Source organism: Lentzea aerocolonigenes (assembly GCF_000974445.1).
In the GTDB taxonomy this organism is placed as follows: domain Bacteria; phylum Actinomycetota; class Actinomycetes; order Mycobacteriales; family Pseudonocardiaceae; genus Lentzea; species Lentzea aerocolonigenes.
This window is the reverse complement of the sequence record NZ_BBOJ01000017.1, coordinates 38,993-61,903: the sequence shown is the minus strand read 5'-3', so window position 1 is coordinate 61,903 and position 22,911 is coordinate 38,993. Positions and strand designations below refer to the sequence as shown.

27 protein-coding genes are annotated in these 22,911 nt (G+C 68.3%); 16 read left to right on the top strand and 11 right to left on the bottom strand.

Translation table 11 applies throughout. The features are described 5' to 3' along the window. Positions 1–16: 16 nt before the first annotated feature. Positions 17–544 (bottom strand): YbaB/EbfC family nucleoid-associated protein, encoded by a 528-nt coding sequence (locus tag AOM45_RS30615; protein WP_030466536.1) that lies wholly within the window; start codon positions 542–544, stop codon positions 17–19. A 142-nt stretch (positions 545–686) separates the two neighbouring features. Next, positions 687–1,061, bottom strand: coding sequence for an FKBP-type peptidyl-prolyl cis-trans isomerase (locus AOM45_RS30610; protein WP_030466535.1), 375 nt, complete (start codon positions 1,059–1,061; stop codon positions 687–689). A gap of 168 nt (positions 1,062–1,229) precedes the next feature. Between AOM45_RS30610 and AOM45_RS30605 the strand changes: the two genes are divergently transcribed. Continuing rightward, positions 1,230–2,042: a S1 family peptidase gene (locus AOM45_RS30605; protein WP_030466534.1), complete on the top strand. Its 813-nt coding sequence runs from the start codon at positions 1,230–1,232 to the stop codon at positions 2,040–2,042. A gap of 72 nt (positions 2,043–2,114) precedes the next feature. Next, a complete protein-coding gene (locus tag AOM45_RS30600; protein WP_035909632.1) occupies positions 2,115–4,070 on the top strand; it encodes a beta-propeller domain-containing protein in 1,956 nt (651 codons plus the stop codon). Here the strand turns inward: AOM45_RS30600 and AOM45_RS30595 are convergent. Further along, positions 4,067–4,819, bottom strand: coding sequence for an EI24 domain-containing protein (locus AOM45_RS30595; RefSeq protein ID WP_030466532.1), 753 nt, complete (start codon positions 4,817–4,819; stop codon positions 4,067–4,069). The two genes, AOM45_RS30600 and AOM45_RS30595, sit on opposite strands and share 4 nt — an antisense overlap. 87 nt (positions 4,820–4,906) lie before the next feature. On the opposite strand from AOM45_RS30595, the gene AOM45_RS30590 reads away from it, so the two are divergent. From AOM45_RS30590 to AOM45_RS30580, 3 genes are all read left to right on the top strand, one after another. Further along, on the top strand, positions 4,907–6,205 hold the full coding sequence (locus AOM45_RS30590; protein WP_162185624.1) for a helix-turn-helix domain-containing protein: 1,299 nt from the start codon (positions 4,907–4,909) through the stop codon (positions 6,203–6,205). Between the two features lie 270 nt (positions 6,206–6,475). Further along, positions 6,476–6,712, top strand: a complete 237-nt coding sequence (locus AOM45_RS30585; RefSeq protein WP_030466530.1) for a hypothetical protein — start codon at positions 6,476–6,478, stop codon at positions 6,710–6,712. A 27-nt stretch (positions 6,713–6,739) separates the two neighbouring features. Further along, positions 6,740–7,132 (top strand): hypothetical protein, encoded by a 393-nt coding sequence (locus tag AOM45_RS30580; protein ID WP_030466529.1) that lies wholly within the window; start codon positions 6,740–6,742, stop codon positions 7,130–7,132. On the opposite strand, the gene AOM45_RS30575 is transcribed toward AOM45_RS30580, so the two are convergent. Together AOM45_RS30575 and AOM45_RS30570 are read right to left on the bottom strand one after the other, a co-directional pair. Beyond that, complete coding sequence (locus AOM45_RS30575) at positions 7,103–8,023, bottom strand: YihY/virulence factor BrkB family protein (protein WP_030466528.1); 921 nt, start codon at positions 8,021–8,023, stop codon at positions 7,103–7,105. The genes AOM45_RS30580 and AOM45_RS30575 overlap by 30 nt on opposite strands. Further along, entirely contained in the window at positions 8,010–8,195 is a 186-nt protein-coding gene (locus tag AOM45_RS30570) for a hypothetical protein (protein WP_030466527.1), read from the bottom strand. The genes AOM45_RS30575 and AOM45_RS30570 overlap by 14 nt, the downstream gene beginning before the upstream one ends. Positions 8,196–8,292: 97 nt before the next feature. On the opposite strand from AOM45_RS30570, the gene AOM45_RS30565 reads away from it, so the two are divergent. Beyond that, positions 8,293–9,894 (top strand): hypothetical protein, encoded by a 1,602-nt coding sequence (locus AOM45_RS30565; protein ID WP_030466526.1) that lies wholly within the window; start codon positions 8,293–8,295, stop codon positions 9,892–9,894. Here the strand turns inward: AOM45_RS30565 and AOM45_RS30560 are convergent. Genes AOM45_RS30560 through AOM45_RS30545 form a run of 4 tightly spaced genes read right to left on the bottom strand, consistent with a single transcriptional unit; the run spans position 9,887 to position 13,463 of the window. Then, a complete protein-coding gene (locus AOM45_RS30560) occupies positions 9,887–11,029 on the bottom strand; it encodes a cysteine desulfurase-like protein (RefSeq protein WP_030466525.1) in 1,143 nt (380 codons plus the stop codon). The genes AOM45_RS30565 and AOM45_RS30560 overlap by 8 nt on opposite strands. Positions 11,030–11,033: 4 nt before the next feature. Next, on the bottom strand, positions 11,034–11,630 hold the full coding sequence (locus AOM45_RS30555) for a TetR/AcrR family transcriptional regulator (protein WP_030466524.1): 597 nt from the start codon (positions 11,628–11,630) through the stop codon (positions 11,034–11,036). Continuing rightward, the gene (locus AOM45_RS30550) at positions 11,618–12,283 is read right to left on the bottom strand and encodes a YqeB family protein (protein ID WP_030466523.1); all 666 of its coding nucleotides are present in this window, start codon (positions 12,281–12,283) and stop codon (positions 11,618–11,620) included. The genes AOM45_RS30555 and AOM45_RS30550 overlap by 13 nt, the downstream gene beginning before the upstream one ends. A gap of 37 nt (positions 12,284–12,320) precedes the next feature. Further along, complete coding sequence (locus AOM45_RS30545) at positions 12,321–13,463, bottom strand: GNAT family N-acetyltransferase (protein WP_030466522.1); 1,143 nt, start codon at positions 13,461–13,463, stop codon at positions 12,321–12,323. A 56-nt stretch (positions 13,464–13,519) separates the two neighbouring features. Between AOM45_RS30545 and AOM45_RS30540 the strand changes: the two genes are divergently transcribed. The 3 genes from AOM45_RS30540 (at position 13,520) to AOM45_RS30530 (ending at position 16,248) form a co-directional block, all read left to right on the top strand. Beyond that, entirely contained in the window at positions 13,520–14,023 is a 504-nt protein-coding gene (locus AOM45_RS30540; protein WP_030466521.1) for a DinB family protein, read from the top strand. An 81-nt stretch (positions 14,024–14,104) separates the two neighbouring features. Beyond that, on the top strand, positions 14,105–15,016 hold the full coding sequence (locus AOM45_RS30535; protein WP_030466520.1) for an NADP-dependent oxidoreductase: 912 nt from the start codon (positions 14,105–14,107) through the stop codon (positions 15,014–15,016). Positions 15,017–15,087: 71 nt separating this feature from the next. After that, a complete protein-coding gene (locus AOM45_RS30530) occupies positions 15,088–16,248 on the top strand; it encodes an endonuclease (protein WP_030466519.1) in 1,161 nt (386 codons plus the stop codon). Here the strand turns inward: AOM45_RS30530 and AOM45_RS30525 are convergent. Beyond that, entirely contained in the window at positions 16,235–16,681 is a 447-nt protein-coding gene (locus AOM45_RS30525; protein ID WP_236703890.1) for an NUDIX hydrolase, read from the bottom strand. The two genes, AOM45_RS30530 and AOM45_RS30525, sit on opposite strands and share 14 nt — an antisense overlap. A gap of 10 nt (positions 16,682–16,691) precedes the next feature. Between AOM45_RS30525 and AOM45_RS30520 the strand changes: the two genes are divergently transcribed. Then, a complete protein-coding gene (locus tag AOM45_RS30520; protein ID WP_030466517.1) occupies positions 16,692–17,750 on the top strand; it encodes a DNA polymerase IV in 1,059 nt (352 codons plus the stop codon). A gap of 31 nt (positions 17,751–17,781) precedes the next feature. Then, positions 17,782–17,997: a hypothetical protein gene (locus tag AOM45_RS30515; protein WP_030466516.1), complete on the top strand. Its 216-nt coding sequence runs from the start codon at positions 17,782–17,784 to the stop codon at positions 17,995–17,997. A gap of 3 nt (positions 17,998–18,000) precedes the next feature. Here AOM45_RS30515 and AOM45_RS30510 read toward each other — a convergent pair whose 3' ends face one another. Beyond that, positions 18,001–18,735: a class I SAM-dependent methyltransferase gene (locus tag AOM45_RS30510; protein ID WP_030466515.1), complete on the bottom strand. Its 735-nt coding sequence runs from the start codon at positions 18,733–18,735 to the stop codon at positions 18,001–18,003. A 52-nt stretch (positions 18,736–18,787) separates the two neighbouring features. On the opposite strand from AOM45_RS30510, the gene AOM45_RS30505 reads away from it, so the two are divergent. The 5 genes from AOM45_RS30505 to AOM45_RS30490 all read left to right on the top strand — a co-directional run bounded on the left by AOM45_RS30505 (position 18,788) and on the right by AOM45_RS30490 (position 22,910). Further along, positions 18,788–19,615 (top strand): hypothetical protein, encoded by an 828-nt coding sequence (locus tag AOM45_RS30505; protein ID WP_156093696.1) that lies wholly within the window; start codon positions 18,788–18,790, stop codon positions 19,613–19,615. A 160-nt stretch (positions 19,616–19,775) separates the two neighbouring features. Next, entirely contained in the window at positions 19,776–19,961 is a 186-nt protein-coding gene (locus AOM45_RS49975; protein WP_081901957.1) for a DUF397 domain-containing protein, read from the top strand. 214 nt (positions 19,962–20,175) lie between these two features. Beyond that, complete coding sequence (locus AOM45_RS30500) at positions 20,176–21,030, top strand: helix-turn-helix domain-containing protein (protein WP_162185623.1); 855 nt, start codon at positions 20,176–20,178, stop codon at positions 21,028–21,030. Between the two features lie 291 nt (positions 21,031–21,321). Beyond that, positions 21,322–21,519 carry a toll/interleukin-1 receptor domain-containing protein gene (locus AOM45_RS30495; protein WP_156093695.1) on the top strand — a complete coding sequence of 66 codons (198 nt, stop codon included), beginning with the start codon at positions 21,322–21,324 and terminating at the stop codon, positions 21,517–21,519. Continuing rightward, positions 21,462–22,910: a hypothetical protein gene (locus AOM45_RS30490; RefSeq protein WP_162185622.1), complete on the top strand. Its 1,449-nt coding sequence runs from the start codon at positions 21,462–21,464 to the stop codon at positions 22,908–22,910. The genes AOM45_RS30495 and AOM45_RS30490 overlap by 58 nt, the downstream gene beginning before the upstream one ends. Position 22,911: the final 1 nt, after the last annotated feature.

Genomic DNA, 22,911 nt, shown 5'->3' with positions numbered 1-22,911 from the left:
AGCGGACAGAAGAAGATCAGCTGAGGACGGATTCCCCGCCGAAGTCGTCGTCATCGTCCGACGGCGGACGGCGACGCGGCGGAGGCGGTGACGCCGGCCTGGCGGGCGGCGCGTCGTCCTCCACGCGGAAGTTGATCTCGTTCTGGTCGTACGGCGTGCGGGTCGGCTCCTCGGGAGGCGGTGCCGGGAAGTTCTTCTTGGCCTCGTTGAACAACACGTTGGCCGTCTCGTCCTGCGTGCCGATGGTCTCGGCCATGGCTTCCTGCAGCAGCTCGGGAATCCGGGACTGCGCGCGCTGCAGCAGCTTCATGATCTCGCCGCTGATCTCGGACATGCGCCTGCCCGCGGCCGACTCGTTGATCACGAGGTTCTGCAGGATCCCGTTGGATCCGATCGTGAGCTCGACGGAACCGTCCGATGACCGCTCGGAGATCGTCATCCCCTGGACGCGCGTCGCCATCTCCTGGTAGCGGGCGGCACGTTCCTGGATGTTCTGGTTCCAGTTCGCGAGCATCTGCTCGGACCCGGCGATGTCCTCGGGCACCGGTGTTTCCCTCCCTGAACGGCAGCGGACTCAAAGGATGACGCAGTCGCATCCGATCCCGTTCCACCCCGGGATCAAATGGGCCGCACAGACCAACGGCGTTCCACTGATCGGATCAGTGGAACGCCGCACGGTCGGTGTTTCAGTTCACGCCCAGCAGGTCGACGACGAAGATCAGCGTCTCGTTGGGCTTGATCACGCCACCGGCGCCGCGCGCGCCGTAGCCCAGGTGCGGCGGGATGACCAGCTTGCGGCGGCCGCCGACCTTCATGCCCTGCACGCCCTGGTCCCAGCCGGCGATGACGCGGCCGCCACCGAGCGGGAACTGGAACGCCTCGCCCCGGTCCCAGGACGCGTCGAACTGCTCACCGGTCGAGTGCGAGACACCGACGTAGTGCACGGACACGAACTGGCCGGCCGTGGCCTCCGCACCGTCGCCGACGGTGATGTCCTCGATCAGCAGGTCGGCGGGCGCCGGGCCGTCGTGCGGGTCGACCTCGGGCTTCGTGGGGGCCATGACAACTTCCTCTCGGAACGGGATTGTTCGCGCTCGATCCAATCACGCGCGCGCGAGGACGGCCGAATGGCCTACGAAGACCAGCCCTACCCCGTCTCGAAATACCGTGTTGATCTGTATTGACCCCGGCCCTGCATCCGGGGACCACAACAGAAGAAGGAGATGATCATGGCGGCAACCCTGCACCGCCTCCGGTCATGGCTCGGCGCGGCATTGGCGGCAGCGACGCTGTCGATGGCGTGCGTCAGCGTGGCCGAAGCAGCTCCGGCGCCGACCCCTGACGGCGAGTTCGGAGCCCAGATCGTCGGCGGCACGCGCGCGAGCACGTCCACCTATCCCTGGGTCGTCTACCTGGCCACGAGCAGCGGTTCCCAGTACTGCGGCGGCACGCTCGTCGCCCCCAACAAGGTCGTCACCGCGGCGCACTGCACCGTGGGCGACGCGGCGTCCGCGGTCCGCGTCGTGGCGGGCCGCGACGACAAGAGCTCCACCGCGGGCACCGTCGCCCGCGTCACGAAGATCTGGATCCACCCGAGCTACACCGACGTGACCCGCGGCTACGACGTCTCGGTGCTCACGCTCGACCGCAACCTGTCGCAGACCCCGATCAAGTTCGCGACCAGCGCGGACAGCGCGCTGTACGCGGCGGGCACCAGCTCGACGATCCTCGGCTGGGGAACGACGAGCTCCGGCGGTTCGGCCTCGCGCTACCTGCTCAAGGCCACCGTGCCGCTGACCAGCAGCGCGACCTGTTCCAGCGCGTACGGCAGCGACTTCAACGCCACGGCCATGGTGTGCGCCGGCTACACCCAGGGCGGCACCGACACCTGCCAGGGCGACTCCGGTGGCCCGCTCGTGGCGGGCGGCAAGCTGATCGGCATCACGTCGTGGGGCGAGGGCTGCGCGGCCGCCGGCTACCCCGGCGTCTACGCCCGCGTCTCCACCTACGCGACGCTGATCCAGCAGCAGATCAACTCGTAACGCCGAAAAATCCGGGAAGGGTTGTCGCAACGGCGGGGCAACCCTTTCCGGTCCTGCTTCCGTCCTGGTGGCATGAACGGCAGAAAGCTGTTGGCCGGCGCCGCCGTGCTGGCCGTAGCCGGAGTGAGTGTCAGCTCCGCGGTGCGGGACGAAACCCCCGCACCAGCACCGATCGTCGACTACGGTCCGGTGCGTCTCGTCGCGTTCGACTCGTGCGACAACGCGGTCACCGAACTGCGCCGCGCCCTGGCGCCGTACGTCAGCGCGTACGGCCTCGGAGGAGGCAACGTCCTCTACGCCGAAGGGATGGCGACCGACAGCGCGGGCGTCGCGAAGAACACGCCTCAGGCGAACAACGCCACGCCGCCCGCACAACCGTCGCAGCAGCAGGACCACTCGACGACGAACGTCCACGAACAGGGCGTCGACGAGCCGGACATCGTGAAGACGGACGGAAAACGCGTCTTCTCGATCGCCGACGGCAAGCTGCGCGTCATCGACGTCGCGAGCAAGGCCGTCACCGGCGTCGTCGACCTCGGCGAGCGCCGGGCGAGCCAGCTGCTGGTCTCCGGCGACCGCGCACTGGTCGTCACCGAGAACGCCGTGCCGATCATGGAGAAGATGCTGCCTCCGGACCGGCCGTCGTTCGCGCCGGAGTCCGGCACCGAGCTGGTCCTCGTGGACCTCAAGGCGCAGAAGGAGATCAGCAGCCTCAAGACCGACGGCTTCTACCTCGACGCCCGCCAGATCGGCGGCACCGCCCGCGTCGTCGTCCGCTCGCAGCCGCGCATCTCGTGGGTGTACCCGGACCAGACGACCAACGAAGCGGGAGCGTTGCGCCGCAACAAGGAGATCCTGCAGAGCGAGCCCATCTCGTCGTGGCTGCCGCGGTACGAGCTCAACGAGAACGGCGCGAAGTCGAGCGGGACCCTGGTCGACTGCGCCAACGTCAGCCGCCCCACCGCGCCCTCCGCGACGTCGATGCTGACCGTCCTGACGTTCCAGCTCTCCGGTCAGCTCGGCACCGGCCAGCCGGTCTCGATCGTGGCCGACGGCGACACCGTCTACGGCACGGGGAACAACCTCTACATCGCCGACGACCACCGCCTCCTGCCCGAACTTCCCGGCAGGCCACCGGTTCAGCGCCCGATCACCACGGCGATCCACCAGTTCGACATCAGCCAGGCGGGACCGCCCAAGCACGTCGCGTCCGGTGACGTCAACGGCACGCTGCTGAACCAGTACTCGTTGTCCGAGCACGAGGGTGTCCTCCGCGTCGCCACGACCACGGGCACCGAGACGCGCTGTTGCTGGCGCATGCCAACGGACGTCGTTCCGCAGCAACAACAACAGCCGCCGTCGCAAAGCTTCGTCACGACCTTGCGCAGGGACGGCAACAAGCTGGCGAAAGTCGGCGAGGTCGGTGGCCTCGGCAAGGGCGAGCGGATCTACAGCGTCCGCTTCATCGGCAAGACGGGCTACGTCGTCACGTTCCGCCAGACCGACCCGCTGTACACGCTGGACCTCAGCGATCCGAAGCAGCCCAAGGTGACGGGCGAGCTGAAGATCACCGGATACTCCGCCTACCTGCACCCCGCGGGTGACGGACGGCTGATCGGTGTCGGTCAGGAGGCGACGGAGCAGGGCCGCACCACGGGCACGCAGGTGTCGTTGTTCGACGTGAGCAATCCCGCGTCACCACAACGACTCGCGCAGTACCACCTGCCGAACTCGAACTCTGAGGCCCAGTTCGACCCGCATGCGTTCCTCTACTGGCCGCAGGACGGCACGCTGGTGATCCCTGTGTCGACGTACAAGACGAACTACGAGGTGTCCTCGCTGGTGTTGCGCGTCGACGGCAACCAGCTCCGCGAGACCGGCAAGATCGTCGAACCGCAGAGCCAGAACTCCTACGGCGGCGCGAGGCGCACCATCGTGATCGGCGACCAGCTGTGGTCCGTCTCCAACGCGGGAGTGCAGATCAACGCCCGCAACGGCCTGGCGCAGCAGGCCTGGCTGCCGTTCTAGGCGGCGCGGTCACCGGTGAGCAGGCGGTTCGAGAGCACCGTTCCGCCTGCCATCGCCGCCGGGATCACGACCATCGCGGCCAGCGGGATCAGGCACAGCAGGTAGGCGGGCACCGCGAACCCGAGCACCATCGCCCGCCGCGTCGCGAGGATCTGCCTGCGCTGCTTGAACGTCCTGCCGCGGCGGGTGAACGGGATGCCGGTCAGCTCGATGCCGAGCAGGTACCCGTTGACGCACACCGCGAGCACCGGCACGACGGTCTGCCCGACGACCGGGATGAACCCGCAGAGGAACAGCGGGACCGCGAACAGGATCGACATCCCGACCAGCAGGATCGTGCTGCGCAGGCCCACCAGGAACCCGCGCCACCAGCCGACCTGCTCCGCCTCGGGCACGCCGCCGAGCTCGTCCTCGACCTCCTCGGCGATGTACTCGTAGAACGGGCCGCCGATCATGATCGTGATCGCGGTGAACAGCAGCACGCTCAGGCCGAGGACGACCGCGATCACCGAAATTCCGACGGCGACCTCGATGACGCGCTGCGTGGTGTCGTTCCAGGAGTCCGCGAAACCGGTCAGCCACCCGGCGATCGAGTCGATGTGGAGGAACAGCAGCGTCCAGCCGGTGATCATGAGCACGGTGGTGATGACCGCGGGCAACGCCCCGATGAGCACGCGCTTGGGCGAGCTGAAGACCAGCTTGAACCCGCGCAGCAGGAGGGAGACACCGGCACCGAAGTCCTTGATCACGCGCGCAGGATACCCAGTTGAGATGAGGGGGAGCGCATTTTCGCCGGGACGGGCATGATGCGAGCCTGAGTGCGGGAGGCGTTGAGGTTGAGCAACCCAGCTAGGAACGCCGTCGTCGTCCCGGACGGGCCGCTGCCGGTGCTGCCGCCCGCCATCTGGGAGTCGAAGGAGGTGCGGGACGCGGTCGCCGCGGAGTCACCCGGTGCCGTGGTCGCCCTCGCGCGCAAAGCGCACGGTCTGCGCCAGGACGAGCTCGGCACGCTGGCCGGCTTCTCCCAGTCGGCGATCTCCCGTCTGGAGTCGGGCAGCAACATCGCCTACGACATGCGCGTGCTCCGGACGCTGCAGCGGCTGCTCGGCATCCCCGCGCACCTGCTCGGGCTCAGCGACCGGACGGTGCCGGTGCACGGGCTCGAGAACATGCCGAAAGACCTGGTCCTGGGCATGGAGGGCAAGGCGCTGATGGCGTTGTGCGCCTCCGCCGTCTTCGGCACGGCGAACGGCACCGGCGTGCTGACCGACAACGCCGTGAGCCAGCTGCTCGTGCTGCGGCGCATCGTCAACGACGCGCACAACTGGCGTGGCACCGGTGCGCTGATACCTGCCGTTCGCAACATGTACGACTTCATCGACACGTTGCGCCGCAACGCGCGAGGCGACGTTCGTCGGCGGTTGCTCGGCACGGGTGCGATGTACGCGGAGTTCTACGGCTGGCTGTACGAGGAGATCGGCGACCTGCGCAACGCCGGCGTGTGGACGTCGCGCGCGCTGGAGCAGGGCCAGGCCGCGGACGACAGGGACGTCGTCGCGTACTGCTACGTGCGGATGAGCCAGCTCGCGGAGGTCGACGGCGACGACGACCGCGTCATCGGCCTGGCGCGTGCCGCCCAACGCGAGACCGGCGTGAGTCCGATCGTGCGCGCGATGGCGTTGCGTCAGGAAGCACGTGGCCTTGCGCGCGCAGGTCTGGACGCGTGCATGCCGCGGTTCGACCTGGCCCAGTCGCTGGTGCAGGGCGTGGAACGGACGCAGTCCGACGAGTACTCCATCGGGTACTGCTTCACCGAGCTGCACGTGCAGATGCAGCGCGCCGCGAGCATGGTCGACCTCGCCGACCACAGTCGTGCCATCGACGCCTACAACGACCTCATGCCGCGGTGGGGCGCCGTCTGCCAGTGGGAGCAGGGAGTGCACACGGCAAAACTCGCCTATGCGTACGCTGCCAGCGGTGATGTCGATCAGGCCGTCGACTGGGGCTTCGCGGCGCTGGAGCTGGCGCGTGCGACCGGCTCCCAGCTGATCGTGAACGAGCTGGACAAGCTCGACCCGTGGGCGCGGACACCGGCGATCGCCGAGCTCGCGGCCGAGGTCACCCACCTGCGCTGAGCCGCCGTATGCGAGTTCCGCATACGGGACCCGTAAATCGTATGAGACCCTCCCCATTTCCCGTCGCGGCCCGCACGATCTAGGTGTGATCGACCTGGCCGAACGAACGCCGCGATCGGACGAGGTCACTGCCGAAAGGTTCTGCGCGGCAGTGGCAGAGCGGAACTCGGGCCCGTACCGGCTCAAGTTCTACGCCACCCCGCACGCCGTCGTGTGTGTGGTGGACGACGCTGAGGTGAAGGCATGAGCACTCAACGAACGGGAGCGCGCATGCCTGTCTTGCTGGTCCGCAAGCGTGCGGGTGTCGTCGGAGAGACACAACGCACGTGCCACCTCGTGCCCGTGCCCGACGACGACAGCACGCCCGTTGCTCTGACCGCCTACTGCGGTGAGCTCATCCACCGCGGCGAGGCCGAGTTGCTCGCCCAGCCGTCCGGCATGCCGTGCGTCGGCTGCCTGTTCCGCGTTCCCGCACCGCGCGGTGAAGAGCTGTCCGGAGACTGGTGACGCCGCGCACTGGCTACCGTTGGCGGCATGACGCACGGCAATTTGCGCATCGGCCTGAGGATCCTGACGGCGCTGGCCGCTCTTCTCCTCGTCCTCACCGGCTGCGGCAGCGATCGTGAGGACCGGTTCGCCCGGCCCGGCGCGCCCAAGTCGTCGCCGAGCGGGAAGTTCGTGGCGCACGCCGCGAGCGCGAGCGAGGTGCGGGTGACCGACCGCGACGGCGCCGACGTCTTCCGCAAGTCGTACGAGTACGCCGCGAGCTCGCGGGCCGACGGCATCGGCGTGGTGTGGTTGTCCGAGCAGGACCAGCTGTGGGTGCTCGTGCCCGGTGACGCGAGCGAGCGCATCGAGCCGGGGCCGGACGGTGTGTGGACGGCGACCAGGGCCGAGCTACCCCGGGAGATCACGCGGCTCGGGTGAGGGGTCCCTCTCGCCCTGCGCCAGCTGCCTGCCGCGCTCCAGTTCCGCGTCGAACTCCGCGCCGAGCAGCACGGCGATGTTGGAGATCCACAGCCACACCAGGAAGACGATCACGCCGCCGAGCGAGCCGTAGGTCTTGTTGTAGGACGCGAAGTTCGCCACGTAGATCGCGAAGCCGACGGTCGCGAGCGCCCACAGCACGATGGCGAGCAGGCTGCCCGGCGTGACCCAGCGGAAGCCCGGCTGCCGCACGTTCGGCGCCGCCCAGTAGAGCACCGCGAACGCCAGCGCCACGAGCAGCAGGATGACCGGCCACTTCACGAAGTCCCACACGGTGACGACCGTGTCGCCGAGCCCGATGGCGTTGCCGACCGCGTCGGCGACACCGCCGGTCAGCACGAGCGCGCCGAGCGTGAGCGACACCAGCACGACCGAACCCAGCGTCAGCGCTAGCCGCAGCGGCACCGTCTTCCAGAACGGGCGGCCTTCCTCCACGTCGTAGACGGCGTTGCACGCGCGCATGAACGCGCCGAGGTAGCCCGACGCGGTCCAGAACGCGGTCAGCAGACCGATGATGCCGAGCACTCCGGCGGCGTTCTGGCTCTTCTGCAGTTCCTCGATCGACGACTTCACCAGCTCACCGGCCTGGCCGGGAGCCACCTGGTCGACGTACTTCATCAGCTCCTGCGTCGTCGTGTCGCCGAGCAGCGCGAGCACGGACGTCAGCACGATGATGCCGGGGAACAACGACAGCACCGCGTAGTAGGTGAGTGCGCCGGCCCAGTCCGTCAGGTTGTCGTCGTTGAACTCTTTGACCGTCCGTTTGAGAACGCCCCACCAAGCGCCCTTCGGCAACTTGGTGGGGCTCTCGAGGGTGTTACCTGCGGGCACGGCGCCAGCTCCACGAACGGGTGCTCGAACCCACACCGGCCAGGTGCAGGGCGAGCAGCAGCAACCCGAGCACGACGAGCGTGTTGACGGTGATCACGTCACCGAGCGCGACCTTCGCGAGATCCAGGATGAGCGCGAGGCCGAACGAGATCGCGGCGATGATGGCCAGCATGGTGTCCACCTCCGTGATGGATAGTTGACCTGCGGATACCCGTTTCGTTAGTGGCGAACCGCGCCGTTTGGAGCAACGGACGTGCCATGATCCCTCTGTGGACGTCCAGCGCTGGCAAGCGGCCGCGGTTCCGTGGTGGGTGACCAAGGTCGGGCTCGTCGGCGGGTGGATCGTCGCGTTCTACTTCGCCGCGAGCGCGAACGATGCACCGTGCACGGCCGCACAACCGTGCGTGCCGGATCCGTTGTTCTCTCTCGCCGTGGTGCCGTTGCTGGCAACGCCGTTGCTGTTGTTGTTCGGGCGTGTGCTCACCGGCTGCGCGATGGGCGTGTTGTTCGGTGCGTTGGACATCGTGCTCGACGGCAGTGCGGCGGCGAACGTCGCGTTCGGCCTGCACGCCGGTGCGTGTGCCGTGGTGGCGGCGTGGACCATCAGGTCGCGCGCGGACCAGCACGAGGCCGCGGGCGCGACGCTCGTCACGTTGCCGGACATGCCGCCACAACGCGGAGTTCTCCGGATCATCGCGGTGCTGCTGGTTGTCTTCGGGTTCCTGACGTTCGTGCAGTACAACATCATCAACGGCGAGATAGAGCAGCACGTCGCGAAGGCCAGCAGGGTCGAGGCCGAGGTCGTCGAGGTCAAGAACACCTACGAGGTGTGGGTGGAGCTGCCGGACCGGCAGCGGGCGAGCTTCGAGCCGCTCGCGCCGGAGACCTACCAGGTCGGCGACGCGGTGCCGGTGCTCGCGGACGGCACGTGGGTGCGGATGGTGAACGAGCCCGAGGACGTCACGTGGTGGCTGACGCTGGGCGGCGCCGCCGTGTTCCTCGCGATCGTGTTCGCCGCGCGGGAACGCCGCCGCCGCGCGTTGTGGACGGGACCGGTGAAGGCGATCAGGGTGCAGGCGCACCCGGTGGGTCCGCGCCGGATCATGTTGCGGCACAACAAGGCCGACATCGCGACGGTCGCCACGCTCACCGACCTCGGGCTGGAGGAGCCGCTCTACCACGACACCGACCAGTTCGGACGGGTCTGGCGCGGTGAGGAGGACCCACCGGTGCAGCTCGACCCGGTGGAGATCCTCGTCGCGGGCGAGTGGCACCACGGCGGCCAGGTCGCGCTCGTGGTCGAGGGCGAGGTGGTCGCGACCAGCACGCTGAGCCGGGTCCGCCCGCGCCACACCGTCCACAGTGCACACCTGCCGGGCGAACCGGTCACTGCGGGCACGCCGGTCGAGCTGCCGTCCGCGGTGTGGCCGGGCGACCGCAGGCGGACCGAGGGCGTGCTCCTGCTGCTCGGCGCCGCCGGTGCGCTGATCGCGGTGAAGTACTACCCGGACCTCATCGTGCTCGGGTTCCTCGGCGTGCAGTGCGTGCTGTCGGCGGTCACCCGGTTCCAGCCGATGCTGCGGCTCGACCACAACTCGGTCGTGCTCTACACCGGCATCTGGACCTACCGCGTGCCGTGGGCGCAGCTGCACGGGGTGCGCAGGACCGGGCCGCAGCTCATGCTCGCGTTCGGCCCGCACGGCGACGTGCTGACGACCCCGCACCTGCCGGACCCGCAGGCGGGCGAGAAGCTGATGTGGGCGCGCGCCCGGTCGTTGATCGCCGACCACCCCGGCGAGCGCGTGACCCGCAAGCTGAACGTCGGTGTGTTCGTCGGTGTGGCCTACGCGGTGCTGTGGGCGGTCATCTGAGGCGTGCCACGGCCTTGAGCAGACGGTCCACATCGGACTCATCGGTGTACGGAGCGATGCCCGCCCGTACGGCGCCCTTGTCGCCCAGCCCGAGCCAGCGCGAGGCCTCGATGGCGTAGAAGTGGCCGGCCGGCGCGTTCACGCCCTCGGCACCGAGCCTGCGGTAGACCTCGGCGGGTTCCAGCCCGTCGACCGAGAACAACACCGTGGGCGTGCGCGAGGAGGCCTTGCTGTAGATGCGCACGCCGAGCTCCTGCAACCCGTTCTCCAGCTGGTGGCGCAACGCGAGCTCGTGCTCCTCCAGCCCGTCGAGCCCCCGCATGAACTCCACGGCGGCGGTCGTTCCCGCCAGCAGCTCGTACGGCAGCGTGCCCAGCTCGAACCGCTCCGGCACGGCGTTGGTCGACGGCAGCAGCTTGTCCGGGCGCAACGTCTCCAGCAGTTCCGGTGCGGCCGCCAGCACGCCGAGGTGCGGGCCGAGGAACTTGTACGGCGAGCACACGAAGAAGTCCGCGTCCATCGCCTCGACGTCCACCGGCACGTGCGGGGTGTAGTGCACGCCGTCGACGTAGACGAACGCCGCCATCTCGTGCGCCGCCCTCGCGATCTCCGCCACGTCCGGACGGGTGCCGAGCAGGTTCGACGCGGCGGTGATCGCGACGACGCGGGTGCGGTCGGACAGCAGCTTCGTCACCGACTCGACGGGCAGCTCGCCGGTCGTGCGGTCGAACGACGCCCACCGGACCGTCGCCCGTGCCGCCTCGGCCGCCTGCACCCACGGCCGCACGTTGGCGTCGTGGTCGAGCCTGGTCACGACGATCTCGTCGCCCGGCCGCCAGTTCTTCGAGAGCGTGCGGGAGAAGTCGTAGGTCAGCTGGGTCATGCTGCGGCCGAACACGATGCTGCCCGCGTTGAGGAACTCGGCCATCGTGCGGCGCGCGGTCCGCACGACCTCCTCCGCCTTGCGTTCGGCGGCCGTGACGGAGCCCCGGTTGGCGATCGCCGAGGTCAGCGTCGCCCTGACGGCCTCGCCGACCACGTCGGGCACCTGCGCGCCGCCGGGTCCGTCGAAGTGCGCGGCACCCTCGCGCAACGCCGGGAAGTGGGCGCGAACGGCGGCGACGTCGTAAGCCATGCCCTCATGGTGCTTGAGCACCCACGAATCGGGAAAGGATCAACCGGAGGGTGCTCACCTGAACGGTTGCGTCGAAGTCCGGGTCGACCAGCCTGCCGAACAGTCCGTCGACCAGCCCCTGCGTCCAGATCGCCGCCGTCACCGCGCTCACCGGGAGTGCGATCTGGCCGGCGTCGTGCGCCTGCTGGAGCAGGGCGGCCAGCTCGTCGCGCACCACCTGTTCGTTGCGGGCCACGAGGTTCCACAGCTCGGGGTCGCGGCTCGCCTGCGCGACGACCTCCAGCACCAGCCCTGCCACGGTCCGGTCCAGCGCGGGCACGCACAGGTGGTCGACCACCACCAGCACGCCGTCCCACGGGCTGAGCTCGCGGGCCTGCGCGAACACCGCCGCGTTGTCCCTGCCGTCCTGCTCGAAGATCTCCAGGAAGATGGCCCGCTTGGTGGGGAAGTAGTGGAAGAGGCTGCCCGTGCTGATGTCGGCGGCCTTGCAGATGTCCGCGACGGTCGTGCGGTCGAAACCCTTCAGCGCGAACAACCCCGCGGCGGTGTCGGTGATGTGCCGCTTCTTCTCGGCGTGCTTGACCGGGTCTACCGTTCGCACCTGTAGTACTGCCTCTTCTTCTCGTCCCGCACCGAGACGCCGCGTTTGCGGATCTCCCGCGCCAATTCTGCGGCCTCCTCGTGCTCGTACGACGAGATGGCCTTCCTGCGGGCGGTGAACAGCGCGTTCACCTCCGCCGGCAGCTCGGGCGCGTGCTCGACCCACATCCTGAACTCGCTCGCGAACGGGTCCGCGTCCCGCCACCGGTAGCCCTGCCCGGTGAAGGCCTGCTCGAGCCTGGTCCTGCTGAGGTCGCTGGTCTCGCGGGCGAGTTCGGCGCCGCCGGGGGAGAGCAGCACGAGCTGCTTGCCGTCGACGAACGCCGACTCGACCTGGGCGCGGCCGAAGTCGAAGACCAGGTCGTCCTTGCGCAGCACGACCCGGTCGTGCGCGACGTCGACCGACATCATCTCCGCGGCCCACAGCAACGCGAGCACGGCACCGGCGACCGCGCCGATGCCGAGTGCCGCGATCGTGGCCCACGGCTCCGGGATGTCCGTGACCAGCGCGAACACGCCCTGGAACGGAAACCACTTCAGCGTCGTGATCCACGCGGCCGCCAGCTTGAGCCCCCACACCGCCGCCGCTCCCACGGCCGGGCAGAGCACCCAGATGCCGTACCGGACCGCCGCGGTCTCCTGCACCGTCGTCATGCGTCCAATACTAGACCGAGCGCTCGGTTTATTGGTGTCATGGCAGGTAGAAGGTGAGCAGATCGCTCGTGACCGGCGGGAACAGCCTGTTCATCAGCTCGAACTTCGGGCCGGGGTAGACGTCGGAGAAGATCCGGCGCAGCCCGTCGATGCCGTGCGGGCCGAACAGCAGCGGCGCCAGCAGGTCCGGGGCGATTCCCGCACCGCCCTGCGCGCCGGGGCCGAGCATCGTGCCGCCCCACTCGTACGGGCCGATCTCCTCGCCGTCCCAGCGGAAGCGGACGTGCGTGCGGTAGAAGCTGAGCAGCACGTCGTCGGGTTCGTGGCCCCGCAACCGTTGCGTGAAGACCGGGCGGAGGTGTTCGAACAGCTTCGGGATGTCGGGGATGCGCACCAGGTACTGCTCGAGCTCCGGCCGCCTGGCCTCCAGGTGACCCTCCAGTGCCGGGTGCCGTTCCACGACCTCCGCCGGATTCGTCAGTGCCACCAACGCCTTCACGGCGTCGTCGTCGACGCCGGCGATCTCGCCGAGCACCACGTCGCCTTCTTCTTCCGGTGTGCTGCGGCCCGTGGCGACCGGGGTGCCGGCGCGGTCGACGATCCAGGTGACCGACCCGGTGCGGTTGATCAGCCAGCGCCAGCACGGCGTGGTGTGGCGGACCCGCAGGTCCGCGCTCAGCTGGGCGTCGTCCTGGAGTTGCTGGAGTACGGGGATGTCGGCTTCGGTCGCGCGCCGGATCGTGTGTCCCGCAACGATTTCGGGCTTTTCGACGAGCCGGCGGGTCTGCTTGATCGGGATCGAGTAGGTGTAGCCGAACTGGCGGTAGAAGTACGGGACGCCCATCACGAACTGGAGCAGGTGACCGCGTTCGGCGGACCTGTCGTGCGCCCAGTCCATCAGCCGGCGCACCAGGCCTTTGCCCTCGTACTCGGTGTCGGTGGCGACCTGTTCGATCTGCCCGGCGGGGAGGTCGACGCCGTCGAGCGTCACGACCTCGTCCATCAGCGTGAGGGTGGAGACGATCCGGTCTCCGTCGGCGGCGACCCCGACCCAGTCGCAGCCCGCGTCCGGGTCGGTCATCAGCAGGCGGGCGTCCACGCCGTCGCTGGGGTCCATCCGTGAGACCACGAGCTTCTCGATCTGGGCGAGGTCTTCCGGGCGCGAGGTGCGAATGTCCACTCGGCCGAGTGTTTCCAGGGCAGTGGTTGTCCGCAAACGGTTTTACCGTCATCCGCATGGACTGGAACAAGCAGCTGACGGACCAGCTCGACTTCCACTGGCGGGTGCAGGCCCGGCCTCGGCTGGAAGGGCTGACCGACGACGAGTACTTCTGGGAACCCGTGCCGGACGCGTGGAACGTGCACCGGGACAACTCGATCGACTGGCAGTACCCCGTACCCGAGCCCGCGCCGGTCACCACGATCGCGTGGCGGATGGCGCACCTCATCGTGGGCGTGTTCAACATGCGCACGGCATCGCACTTCGGCGGACCGCCGGCCGACTACGCGACGTGGCGGTACGCGACGACTGCGGACGAGGCGTTGAAGCAGCTCGACGACGCCTACGAGGCGTGGACGGAAGGCGCGCGCAAGGCCGACCTCTCGCTTCCGGTGGGCCCGGCGGAAGGACCGTTCGCGGAGGAGCCGATGGCGACCCTGGTGCTGCACATCAACCGGGAGGTCATCCACCACGCCGCGGAGATCGCGCTGCTGCGCGACCTGTATCTGAGGGAGAGTTAGTCACCTCGAAGTGCCTACTTTCTAGAAGTTGGCGCTAACTGCAAGATGGTGTCCATCGAGATCATTTCGAAGGGGATCATCATGCGAGTCATCACGCAGAAGACCGTTGGCGACGCGTCCGTGCTGGAGGTCGCGGAGGTGGCGAAGCCGGTGCCCGGTGCCGGTCAGGTGCTGGTCGAGGTGGGGGCGGCCGGGGTGAACCCGGTCGACACCTACATCCGCGCCGGTGCGTTCCCCGCGCTCGGGGAGCCGCCGTTCACGCTGGGCTGGGACGTCGCGGGCACCGTCGAGCAGGCCGGTGAGGGCGCGGAGTTCGCGGTCGGCGACGAGGTGTACGGGCTGCTGCCGTTCCCCGGCACGGGCGGTGGCTACGCCGAGTACGTCGTGGCGAACGCCGCCGACCTGGTGCTCCGGCCCGCTCACCTGACCGTCGAGGAGGCGGGCGCGGTGCCACTGGTGGCGCTGACGGCGTGGCAGGCGCTCGTCGGCAGGGGCGGGCTGTCCGCGGGTCAGCGCGTGCTGATCCACGCCGCTGCCGGAGGTGTCGGGCACGTGGCGGTGCAGATCGCGAAGGCGCGTGGCGCGTACGTGGTGGGCACGGCGTCGGCGGCCAAGCACGACTTCCTGCGCTCGCTCGGCGCGGACGAGCTCGTCGACTACCGGCACGAGGACTTCACCGAGATCGACCCCGTCGACGTCGTGTTCGACACGATCGGCGGGGAGTACGCGGAGCGTTCCGCCGCGGTGCTGAAGCCCGGTGGCGTGCTCGTGTCGATCATTCCCGGCAATCCGGGTTTTGACGTTGACCGAGCTGTGGACCTCGGCGTCCGGTTCGAACTCTTCGGCAGCGTCTCCGCGTCCGGTGCCGATCTGGCCGCGTTGCCGCAGCTCAGGGTGCAGCTCGACCACGTCGTGCCGCTCGCCGACGCCGCGAAGGCGCACGAGCTCGTCGAGTCGAGGAGGACCACGGGCAAGGTCGTCCTGGTGCCGTGATCAAGCGTTAACCGCGCGTTGACCATGTCCACCGATCGTGTGCACAACATTCACACGATCGGGGAGTACTCATGGTCCGGTGGAACCCACTGGCGTTAGTCATCGGTTTGTTGGCGGCGGTCGGCCTGTACGGGGCGACCGCCGCTTCCGCGGAAGGGCCGCTGACCGTGGCCCAGGCGATCGGCCAGCAGGACGGGACGGCCAAGACGGTCAGGGGGTACGTCGTCGGCCAGCCCACTGCCACGAACACGGTCGTCACGTCGAACTACCCGAGCGACTACGCGCTCGCGTTGTCCGACGCGGCCGGCGCGACGAACCCGCCGAGCATGATCTACGTGCAGATCCCGTCGGCGTTCCGCGCGTCCTGGGGCATGAAGTCGAACCCGTCGTTGCTGGGCAAGCAGATCGACGTGACGGGCACCCTGAGCGCGTACTTCTCGCACCCCGGTCTGACCTCGTCCACGGCGTTCGCGTTCGCCGGCACAACACCGCCGCCCACGACCTCAACAACGACGACAACAACAACGACAACGCCGCCGTCGTCTTGCGAGGCCTACTACACGACGGCGTGCGGCAAGAGCGGAGCGACGCTCAAGTCGGCTCTGAACACCATCATCAGCAAGCAGACCAAGCTCAGCTACGAGCAGGTCTGGGACGCGTTGAAGGTCACCGACCAGGACCCGAACAACTCCTCGAACGTGATCCTGCTGTACAGCGGCATCTCGCGGGCGAAGTCGTTGAACGGCGGCGGCAACGACAACTGGAACCGCGAGCACGTCTGGGCCAAGTCGCACGGTGACTTCGGCACCGCCACCGGTCCCGGCACCGACCTCCACCACCTGCGGCCGGAGGACGTCAACGTGAACGCGACCCGCGGCAACCTGGACTTCGACATCGGCGGCTCCGCCGTTCCCGAGGCGTCCGGCAGCTTCTACGACGGTGACTCGTTCGAGCCGCGCAAAGCCGTGAAGGGCGACGTCGCGCGCATGATCTTCTACATGGCCGTGCGCTACGAGGGCACCGACGGCTTCGCGAACCTCGAGCTCAACAACTCCGTCAACAACGGGACCGCGCCGTACATGGGCAAGCTGTCGGTGCTCAAGCAGTGGAGCCTGGAGGACCCGCCGGACGCGTTCGAGAAGAACCGCAACAACGTGATCGACACCAGCTACCAGCACAACCGCAACCCGTTCATCGACCACCCGGAGTGGGTCGCCGCTATCTGGCCGTGAGTCGTTCGAGGAAGGGGCGTTGCGCGGAGACGATCTTCGCGCTCGCCTCTTCCACGCTGAACCACTCCACGCGGTCGACCTCGGGGAACGTCTTGCGCTGACCCGACTTCGGCGGCCACTCCAGCTCGAACGTGCCGGGCGTGACCGTCGCCGGGTCGAGGTCGCCTTCGAGCGCCCACACCGTGATGACCTTGCCGGAGCCCTTGGCCTCGCCGAGCGGGATCAGCTCGCCCTCCGGCACCGGCAGCCCGAGCTCCTCCTCGAACTCGCGGCGCGCGGCGGCCTCCGGCACCTCCTCGTCGGTGTACTCGCCCTTCGGCACCGACCACGCGCCGGCGTCCTTGCGGGCCCAGAACGGGCCGCCCATGTGCCCGAGAAGTACCTCCAGCTGCTCGGTTCGTCTGAAGAGCAGGATTCCGGCGGACCGTTTCATACTGTTCAGCATGGCGGACTGGGTCCTGCACGTGGACCTCGACCAGTTCATCGCGGCGGTTGAGGTCCTGCGCGATCCGTCGTTGCGCGGCAAGCCCGTGGTGGTGGGTGGCAACGGCGACCCGACCGAGCGCGCCGTCGTGGCCACGGCGTCCTACGAGGCGCGCGAGTTCGGGGTGCGGTCCGGGATGCCGCTGCGGACCGCGTTCAAGAAGCTCCCGGACGCCGTGTTCCTGCCCGCGGACCACGCGTTGTACGAGGCGGCGTCCGCGGACGTGATGGCCGTGCTGCGGTCGTTTCCGGTGGTCGTCGAGGTGATGGGCTGGGACGAGGCGTTCGTCGGTGCGTCCTGCGCTGATCCTTTCGAACTGGCCCGGTCGCTGCAGGCGGCGGTCCTGGACGCGACCGGGCTGCACTGCTCGGTGGGCATCGGCGACAACAAGCTGCGCGCCAAGATCGCGACCGAGTTCGGCAAGCCCGCCGGCGTCTTCCAGCTCACCCGCGAGAACTGGGTCGAGGTGATGGGGCACCGGCCGACGTCCGCGCTGTGGGGGATCGGCGGCAAGACCGAGCGCAAGCTCTCCGAGCTGGGCATCTCGACCGTCACCGACCTGGCGTCGGCGCCCGTGGACGCGCTGGCCGAGCGGTTCGGGCCGCGGATGGGTCCGTACTTCCGCACGGTCGCTCTGGGCGCGGGCGACACGGTCGTGAGCGCGACGCCGTGGGTGGTGAAGTCACGTTCGCACGAGAAGACGTTCCAGCAGGACCTCGCGTCGTTGGAGGACATCCGGCGCGAGGTCGTGGCACTGGCCCATCAGGTCGCCGCGGACGTGGTCGCCGAGGGACGCCCTGCGGTGCGCGTCGGCGTGAAGGTGCGCTTCGTGCCGTTCTTCACCAAGGTGCGCGCGATGAAGCTGCCTGCGCCGACGTCCTCGGCTTCGGAGCTGGCGGCGGCCGCCCTGGAGGTGCTCGACCGCTTCGAGCACGGCCGCGCGGTACGTCTTTTGGGGGTACGCGCGGAATTCTCTGAGGATCGTGTCGAACCGAGTGCTTCTTCTTCGACGTACTAGTAAGTACACGCTTTACCGCTAGGAGAAGAAGATGACCGCCTCATCGCTCACACACCGCGACCGCGCAGTTCTCAGAGCAGTTGCCGACGGCAGGTGCGAGATCGCCGGAAGCTCCCTCCTCGTCGACGGCCTGTGCTGCGCCGACCAGTTCATCGGCCTGCGCCTGACCTCCGCGGGCCTGATCAGCACCCGTCCCGGCCCCGCCGCGCTGACCAGCGCCGGCCACGCGTTGCTCGACGCCGCCTGATTCTCAATTCCCGGGGATCTCGTTCTTGCGGAAGATTGACATCAGGTACTTGTTCTCGAGCTGATAGCCACCGTCTGGGGTTCGGTACGGTTCTGTCGCGGCCTTGATCTTCTCCGCGACGCTTTCTTCACCCTCACTCTCGATCATGCGCTGGTAGCCGCCTGTGCTCAGGAAGGCTCGCAGCATCGTGTCCTCATCCGGATAGTGCTGAGGAATGTCGATCGTGAGGTTCTCGTGCGGTTCCGGCATCTCGGGACGCCGGCGACCGCTGGGTCCCCTGATCGCCCACCCGACGGCGAGGACGTCGCTCGTGTGCTCGGGGTGCCAGTCGCACACGACCACGTAGTCCTTGCTGACCCTGACGGCCTCCGCGAACGCCGCTTCGGGGTCAGGTGCGAAGAACAGCGCGTTGAACGCCGTCACGACGTCGAACGTGCCGTCCTCCCAAGGCAACGGCCCCAGAGCACGCACGTGGAACTCCGCGGCGGGCGCGGCTCGCCGGGCCAGCCTGATCATCTCGTTCGACGCGTCGATCCCGGTGGCGCGCGCCCCCGCTTCCGTTGCCAGGGCGCAGAACTCGCCGCTGCCACACGCCAGGTCGAGGACTCTGGTGCCTTGCCCGATGTTCGTGCGTTCGACGGCGGTCTTCCACGCGGGCATGGACATCTTCGCGCCGAGCGCGGCTCGCTGCGCGGCCCTGCGGCCCCAGAGTTCACCCTCTGGCGTGGCATCGGTCATGGACCAACCGTAGCCAGGAAATCCGCTCGCCCGGATGCGGACCATGGTGGACATGGGTGTCTTGAAGCGGGTGCTGCGCGCGTTGGGCGGAGAAGAGGCGCTGGACCGGCTCGCGCGTCTGCCGGGCAGCGACCTCACCAGCGTGCTGCTCGCGTTGATGCGGCGGCGCGCGGACGCGCTGTCCGGCCCGGACGTGTTGCGGCAGTACCGCTCCGACCGCTTCGTGGCACCGTCCTCCGTGCCGTTCGGTGTGTTGAGGGCGGCGGAGGACCGGCTGCTAGCCGCGCTGCCGCCGTCGTTCTCCGTGCTGGGCCTCGCTCCCGTGGCACCGCTGGGAACCTGCTCGGCCGTGGCGGAGATGGACCAGAACAACGTGCTGTCGACGATCCGCGGCACGGAGGTGGCCGCCGACCCGACGAACGCGCTGGCGCTGGAAGCCGCGGTGCGCAGGCAGACCGGTCCGGACGACGTGCGGCTGGCGGCGGTGCAGCGCGTGGTGCGGGCGCAGTTGTTCAGCGGTGCCGGGAGGTTCGCCCACTTCACGTTGTTCGCGCTGGTGTCCGCGGGGCGTGACCGGGGGTCGCTGGCCTTTGAACGTCAGCACTTTGCTGAGCACATCGCGTTCTTGCGGGAGGGGTGTGGGGACGTCGAGATCCGTGTGACTGTGCTGGATCCTCGGTTCGAGGTGGTGCGCGGCGACCTGCCGTCCGATGCCTCTCGCCGCACCGGGTACTACAAGGGCTTGTGCTTCAAGGTTTTCCTCGACGGCGTGGAAATCGGCGACGGCGGGTTCGTCGACTGGACGCAGCGGCTGACGGGGAACCGCAAGGAGCGGTTGTTGATCAGCGGCGTGGGCGTTGACCGCTTCGCCACGCTCTGATTCCATGTCATGCCAACAGGTTCCGCTCGTGGCGTGTCCTTGAAATGACACCTTTCTGTCTACTGCGCTGGGCACCTCTGGCGGTGTGTCGATCAACTTGTTGTACCTAACCTCAGAGGTGGCCTCGTCGGGCTGTCGGGGACCTGCGAGGAGGACGGCGATGGCGGCAGAGCTCAGGTGGATCCGAAGCTCCTACAGCGGTGACTCTGGTAGCTCGTGCGTTGAGTTTGCTGTTGACGTGCGGGAAACCGTCCTGGTCCGGGACAGCAAAGATCGGTCTGGAGCATTGCTCGGCTTCTCTGCGTCCGCGTGGTCCGCTTTCGTGGTGCTTGCCTCGTCGTTCTGACGCACTCCGCCCGTAGGTTCGCTCGATCGGGCGAACCCGCCCAGGCCTGTCTTGATCTTGTTGGCATGTAGTGTCTTGACGCCTGTCGGTGTAAAACATGTCAGTTTAAGGACGTTCACTTTGCCCGCAGGCATACTACTTGCACTCAACTTGCTAGGTGGCAGAATGGTGGCAGGCACGCCAGTCATCCGTGCCGCAGAGGGAGCGCTGCGCCTTGACCGTTAAGGGAAATCCCGTTGCACAGCAGAGGAAGCTGCTGAGTGAGCTGAGGCAGGCCCGCGAGGCCCGGAAGCTCACCCAGGACTCTGTCGCGGAAGCGCTCGACTGGTCCACTTCGAAGGTCATCCGCATCGAACAGGGCAAAAGCGGCATATCGGTCACCGATTTGAGGGCTTTGCTGCTGCACTACGGCATCACGGAGCCCGCTCGCGTGGACGAGCTGGTCGACCTCGCCCGTGCGACCAAGCGGCCTGCGTGGATGGCGAAGTACCGGGGGCTGCCCAAGGGGTTCGCCCAGTTCATCGAACTCGAGTCGGTGGCGATCCGCTGCCGGTACGTCCAGACGTCGGTCATTCCAGGCATGTTGCAAACGCGCCGCTACGCAAACGCGATCGTGGCCGCAGGTGGCGACGATGCTGAGGACGTGCGGCGCGGTGTCGACATCCGCATGCACCGGCAGAACCTGATTGGCCCGGACGGGCCGGAAATGTTCTTCGTCATCGATGAATCGGCGTTGCACCGCGTGATCGGCGGTGCCGAGGTGCTGCGAGAACAGCTCCTCCACATCAAGGACCTGGCTGCGACCGACCAGCTGACCGTTCAGATCGTCCCGTTCGGGGCGGGCCTGCACCCCGCCATGAAGGGGTCCTTCTCCATCCTCGAGATCAGCGAGGACGAGGAGGACTACTCGTTGTTCCTCGAAGAGCTGTACCGCCCGTCGCTGCTCCAGGTCGACTCGGAAGTCGTGCGGGAGTACCTCACGTACTTCTTCCAGCTCGAGAAGTTCGCACTGCCCGCCAGCGAAACGCCGCGCGTCATCGACGAGCGGCTCAAACACCTGGGAGGCTGACCAGCTCGAAGTCGGACGGGTGCCTGCGCCAACAGACACCCGTCCGGTGGCAACGCCGCTATCCCGCACCACAGCGCAAAGTGAGGCGAGTGGACAACGCCGTCGTCAGCGTATGACGTTCGACCGGTTCTGACTTCCGCCATCAGGGCCCTTCCGGCGCGATGGCCTCGCCTCATCGATCCAGAGTGATCGGTGGCCGCAGGTCACCCCCCGCCCACCAGGAGGCCCTCATGAGCACCAGACGACCCACCTCGTCCCCCCGCTGGATCGCCGCGACGCGGGGGAGTGGCGATGAACGGCCTCTTCGTTAGTTACAGCAACAGCGACGGCGGTTGTGCCGCCTCCGCGCTGGTGGCCGGCTTGCGGTCACGGGGGTTCGACGTGTGGTGGGACGGTGATCTGCCCGCCGTCCGGCCGTTGGCCATCACGTCGTGGATGGAAGAGGGGTTCCGCGACCGCACCGTGCTCGTGGTCGTCTCGCCGGACTGAGGGCCCTGGAGTCCAACGGTTTCGTCGAGCGCAGGGGCATCAGGTACGAGGCGAGGTTGTTGCGGCACAAGCTCTACCACCACGACGAGGCCTACCGGTGCGGTGTCGTGCCGGTGGTGCCACCGCGGTTCGACAAGAACCAGTTGCCCGCGGTGTTGCAGTCGCTGGTGATTCACACCTTCGACCCGGCCACCGGAGCCGGGCTCGAGGTGCTGGTGAAAGCGCTCTCGGGCGCGGGGGGTGGGGAAGGTGGTGTGACGATGAGCGTGGAATCGTCCACGGCGTCGCCGAGCGTGCGGGAACTGTTGCGGGACCTGGAAGATCTCGATCCGGCCGAGCCGGCGGCGCACGCGCTGGCGCTGCGGCTGGTCGAGATCGGTGAGGGGGACATCGAGCTCGCCAGGTCGTTCGACTCGGTGGTAGGCGCTGCCAAGGCACACGGTGACGTGGACCTGGTGCGGCGCACGTCCGAGATGTGCCTGCGCACGCTGTCCGCGACCGAGCGCCTGCGCGGTGAGGGAGCGCTGGAGGCGAAGATCCTCATCGAGGGGCAGGCGTGGTACCTGTTGCGCGAGCACCGGTTGGTGCGGGCCGCGGCTGCCGCGGAGGACGGCACGAAGATCGCGGAGAAGTACCGCGACCTGTACACGGCGGCGCGCGGAATCCTCTGTCACGCAACGGTGTTCTTGCGCATGGCGGCCGAGGGTGTGGCGTTCGATCGTGACTTCTACCTGCGCAAGAGCGAATTGCTTCTGCTGCAGGCGATCGAGCGGTTCTGCACGATCTCCGGCCGTGCGAGCGAGGAGGCGGGGATGTGCGCCTCCCTGAGCGCGGAGTGGTGGCTGGCGCGCTTCCAGCTGACCGGTGACCGGGCGAACCTCACCGTCGCGGTGAAGAAGGCGACGACCGCGGAAGTCCTGCTGACACCCGGCGGTGAGCGGTACTCGTGGCTGATGGTGTTGCGCGCACGTCTCTGCCATGCCGCTCGCAAGTACAACGAGGGCAAGGAGTTCGTCACCGGTGTCATCGAGGCCGACGCATATCCGGAAGCGGTGGCGAGGTCGCACCAGGTCCGTGCGGAACTCTCGCTCGGCAGCCGTGACAGGGCGAGCGCCGTCCGCGACCTCCTCGTGGCAGAGGAGAAGTTCCGCGGTCTGGGCTACGACTACGCCGCAGCCACCTGCTGGTGGTCGATCGCCCGGCTCGACCCGGCGAGGATCACCGAGGTCAGGCTCACCGCCGCCGACATCGAGGAGCTCGAGGACCTGACCGCGGACCCCCGGACCCTGCGCAGGGCCGTGCTGGAGTACGAACGGGCGAGCGCACGGCGTTTCGGGCGCCGATGCCCTCGGGACTGGCGCTTCCTGGTCGAGAGCGTGCGGTACGCGTGAG

Bases quoted from the DNA above. Each gene is read 5' to 3' on its own strand.
- AOM45_RS30610 (WP_030466535.1), bottom strand. From the start codon at position 1,061: ATGGCCCCCACGAAGCCCGAGGTCGACCCGCACGACGGCCCGGCGCCC.
- AOM45_RS30605 (WP_030466534.1), top strand. From the start codon at position 1,230: ATGGCGGCAACCCTGCACCGCCTCCGGTCATGGCTCGGCGCGGCATTG.
- AOM45_RS30600 (WP_035909632.1), top strand. From the start codon at position 2,115: ATGAACGGCAGAAAGCTGTTGGCCGGCGCCGCCGTGCTGGCCGTAGCC.
- AOM45_RS30585 (WP_030466530.1), top strand. From the start codon at position 6,476: ATGCCTGTCTTGCTGGTCCGCAAGCGTGCGGGTGTCGTCGGAGAGACA.
- AOM45_RS30580 (WP_030466529.1), top strand. From the start codon at position 6,740: ATGACGCACGGCAATTTGCGCATCGGCCTGAGGATCCTGACGGCGCTG.
- AOM45_RS30570 (WP_030466527.1), bottom strand. From the start codon at position 8,195: ATGCTGGCCATCATCGCCGCGATCTCGTTCGGCCTCGCGCTCATCCTG.
- AOM45_RS30560 (WP_030466525.1), bottom strand. From the start codon at position 11,029: ATGGCTTACGACGTCGCCGCCGTTCGCGCCCACTTCCCGGCGTTGCGC.
- AOM45_RS30550 (WP_030466523.1), bottom strand. From the start codon at position 12,283: ATGACGACGGTGCAGGAGACCGCGGCGGTCCGGTACGGCATCTGGGTG.
- AOM45_RS30540 (WP_030466521.1), top strand. From the start codon at position 13,520: ATGGACTGGAACAAGCAGCTGACGGACCAGCTCGACTTCCACTGGCGG.
- AOM45_RS30535 (WP_030466520.1), top strand. From the start codon at position 14,105: ATGCGAGTCATCACGCAGAAGACCGTTGGCGACGCGTCCGTGCTGGAG.
- AOM45_RS30530 (WP_030466519.1), top strand. From the start codon at position 15,088: ATGGTCCGGTGGAACCCACTGGCGTTAGTCATCGGTTTGTTGGCGGCG.
- AOM45_RS30525 (WP_236703890.1), bottom strand. From the start codon at position 16,681: ATGAAACGGTCCGCCGGAATCCTGCTCTTCAGACGAACCGAGCAGCTG.
- AOM45_RS30520 (WP_030466517.1), top strand. From the start codon at position 16,692: ATGGCGGACTGGGTCCTGCACGTGGACCTCGACCAGTTCATCGCGGCG.
- AOM45_RS30515 (WP_030466516.1), top strand. From the start codon at position 17,782: ATGACCGCCTCATCGCTCACACACCGCGACCGCGCAGTTCTCAGAGCA.
- AOM45_RS30510 (WP_030466515.1), bottom strand. From the start codon at position 18,735: ATGACCGATGCCACGCCAGAGGGTGAACTCTGGGGCCGCAGGGCCGCG.
- AOM45_RS30505 (WP_156093696.1), top strand. From the start codon at position 18,788: ATGGGTGTCTTGAAGCGGGTGCTGCGCGCGTTGGGCGGAGAAGAGGCG.
- AOM45_RS49975 (WP_081901957.1), top strand. From the start codon at position 19,776: ATGGCGGCAGAGCTCAGGTGGATCCGAAGCTCCTACAGCGGTGACTCT.
- AOM45_RS30495 (WP_156093695.1), top strand. From the start codon at position 21,322: ATGAACGGCCTCTTCGTTAGTTACAGCAACAGCGACGGCGGTTGTGCC.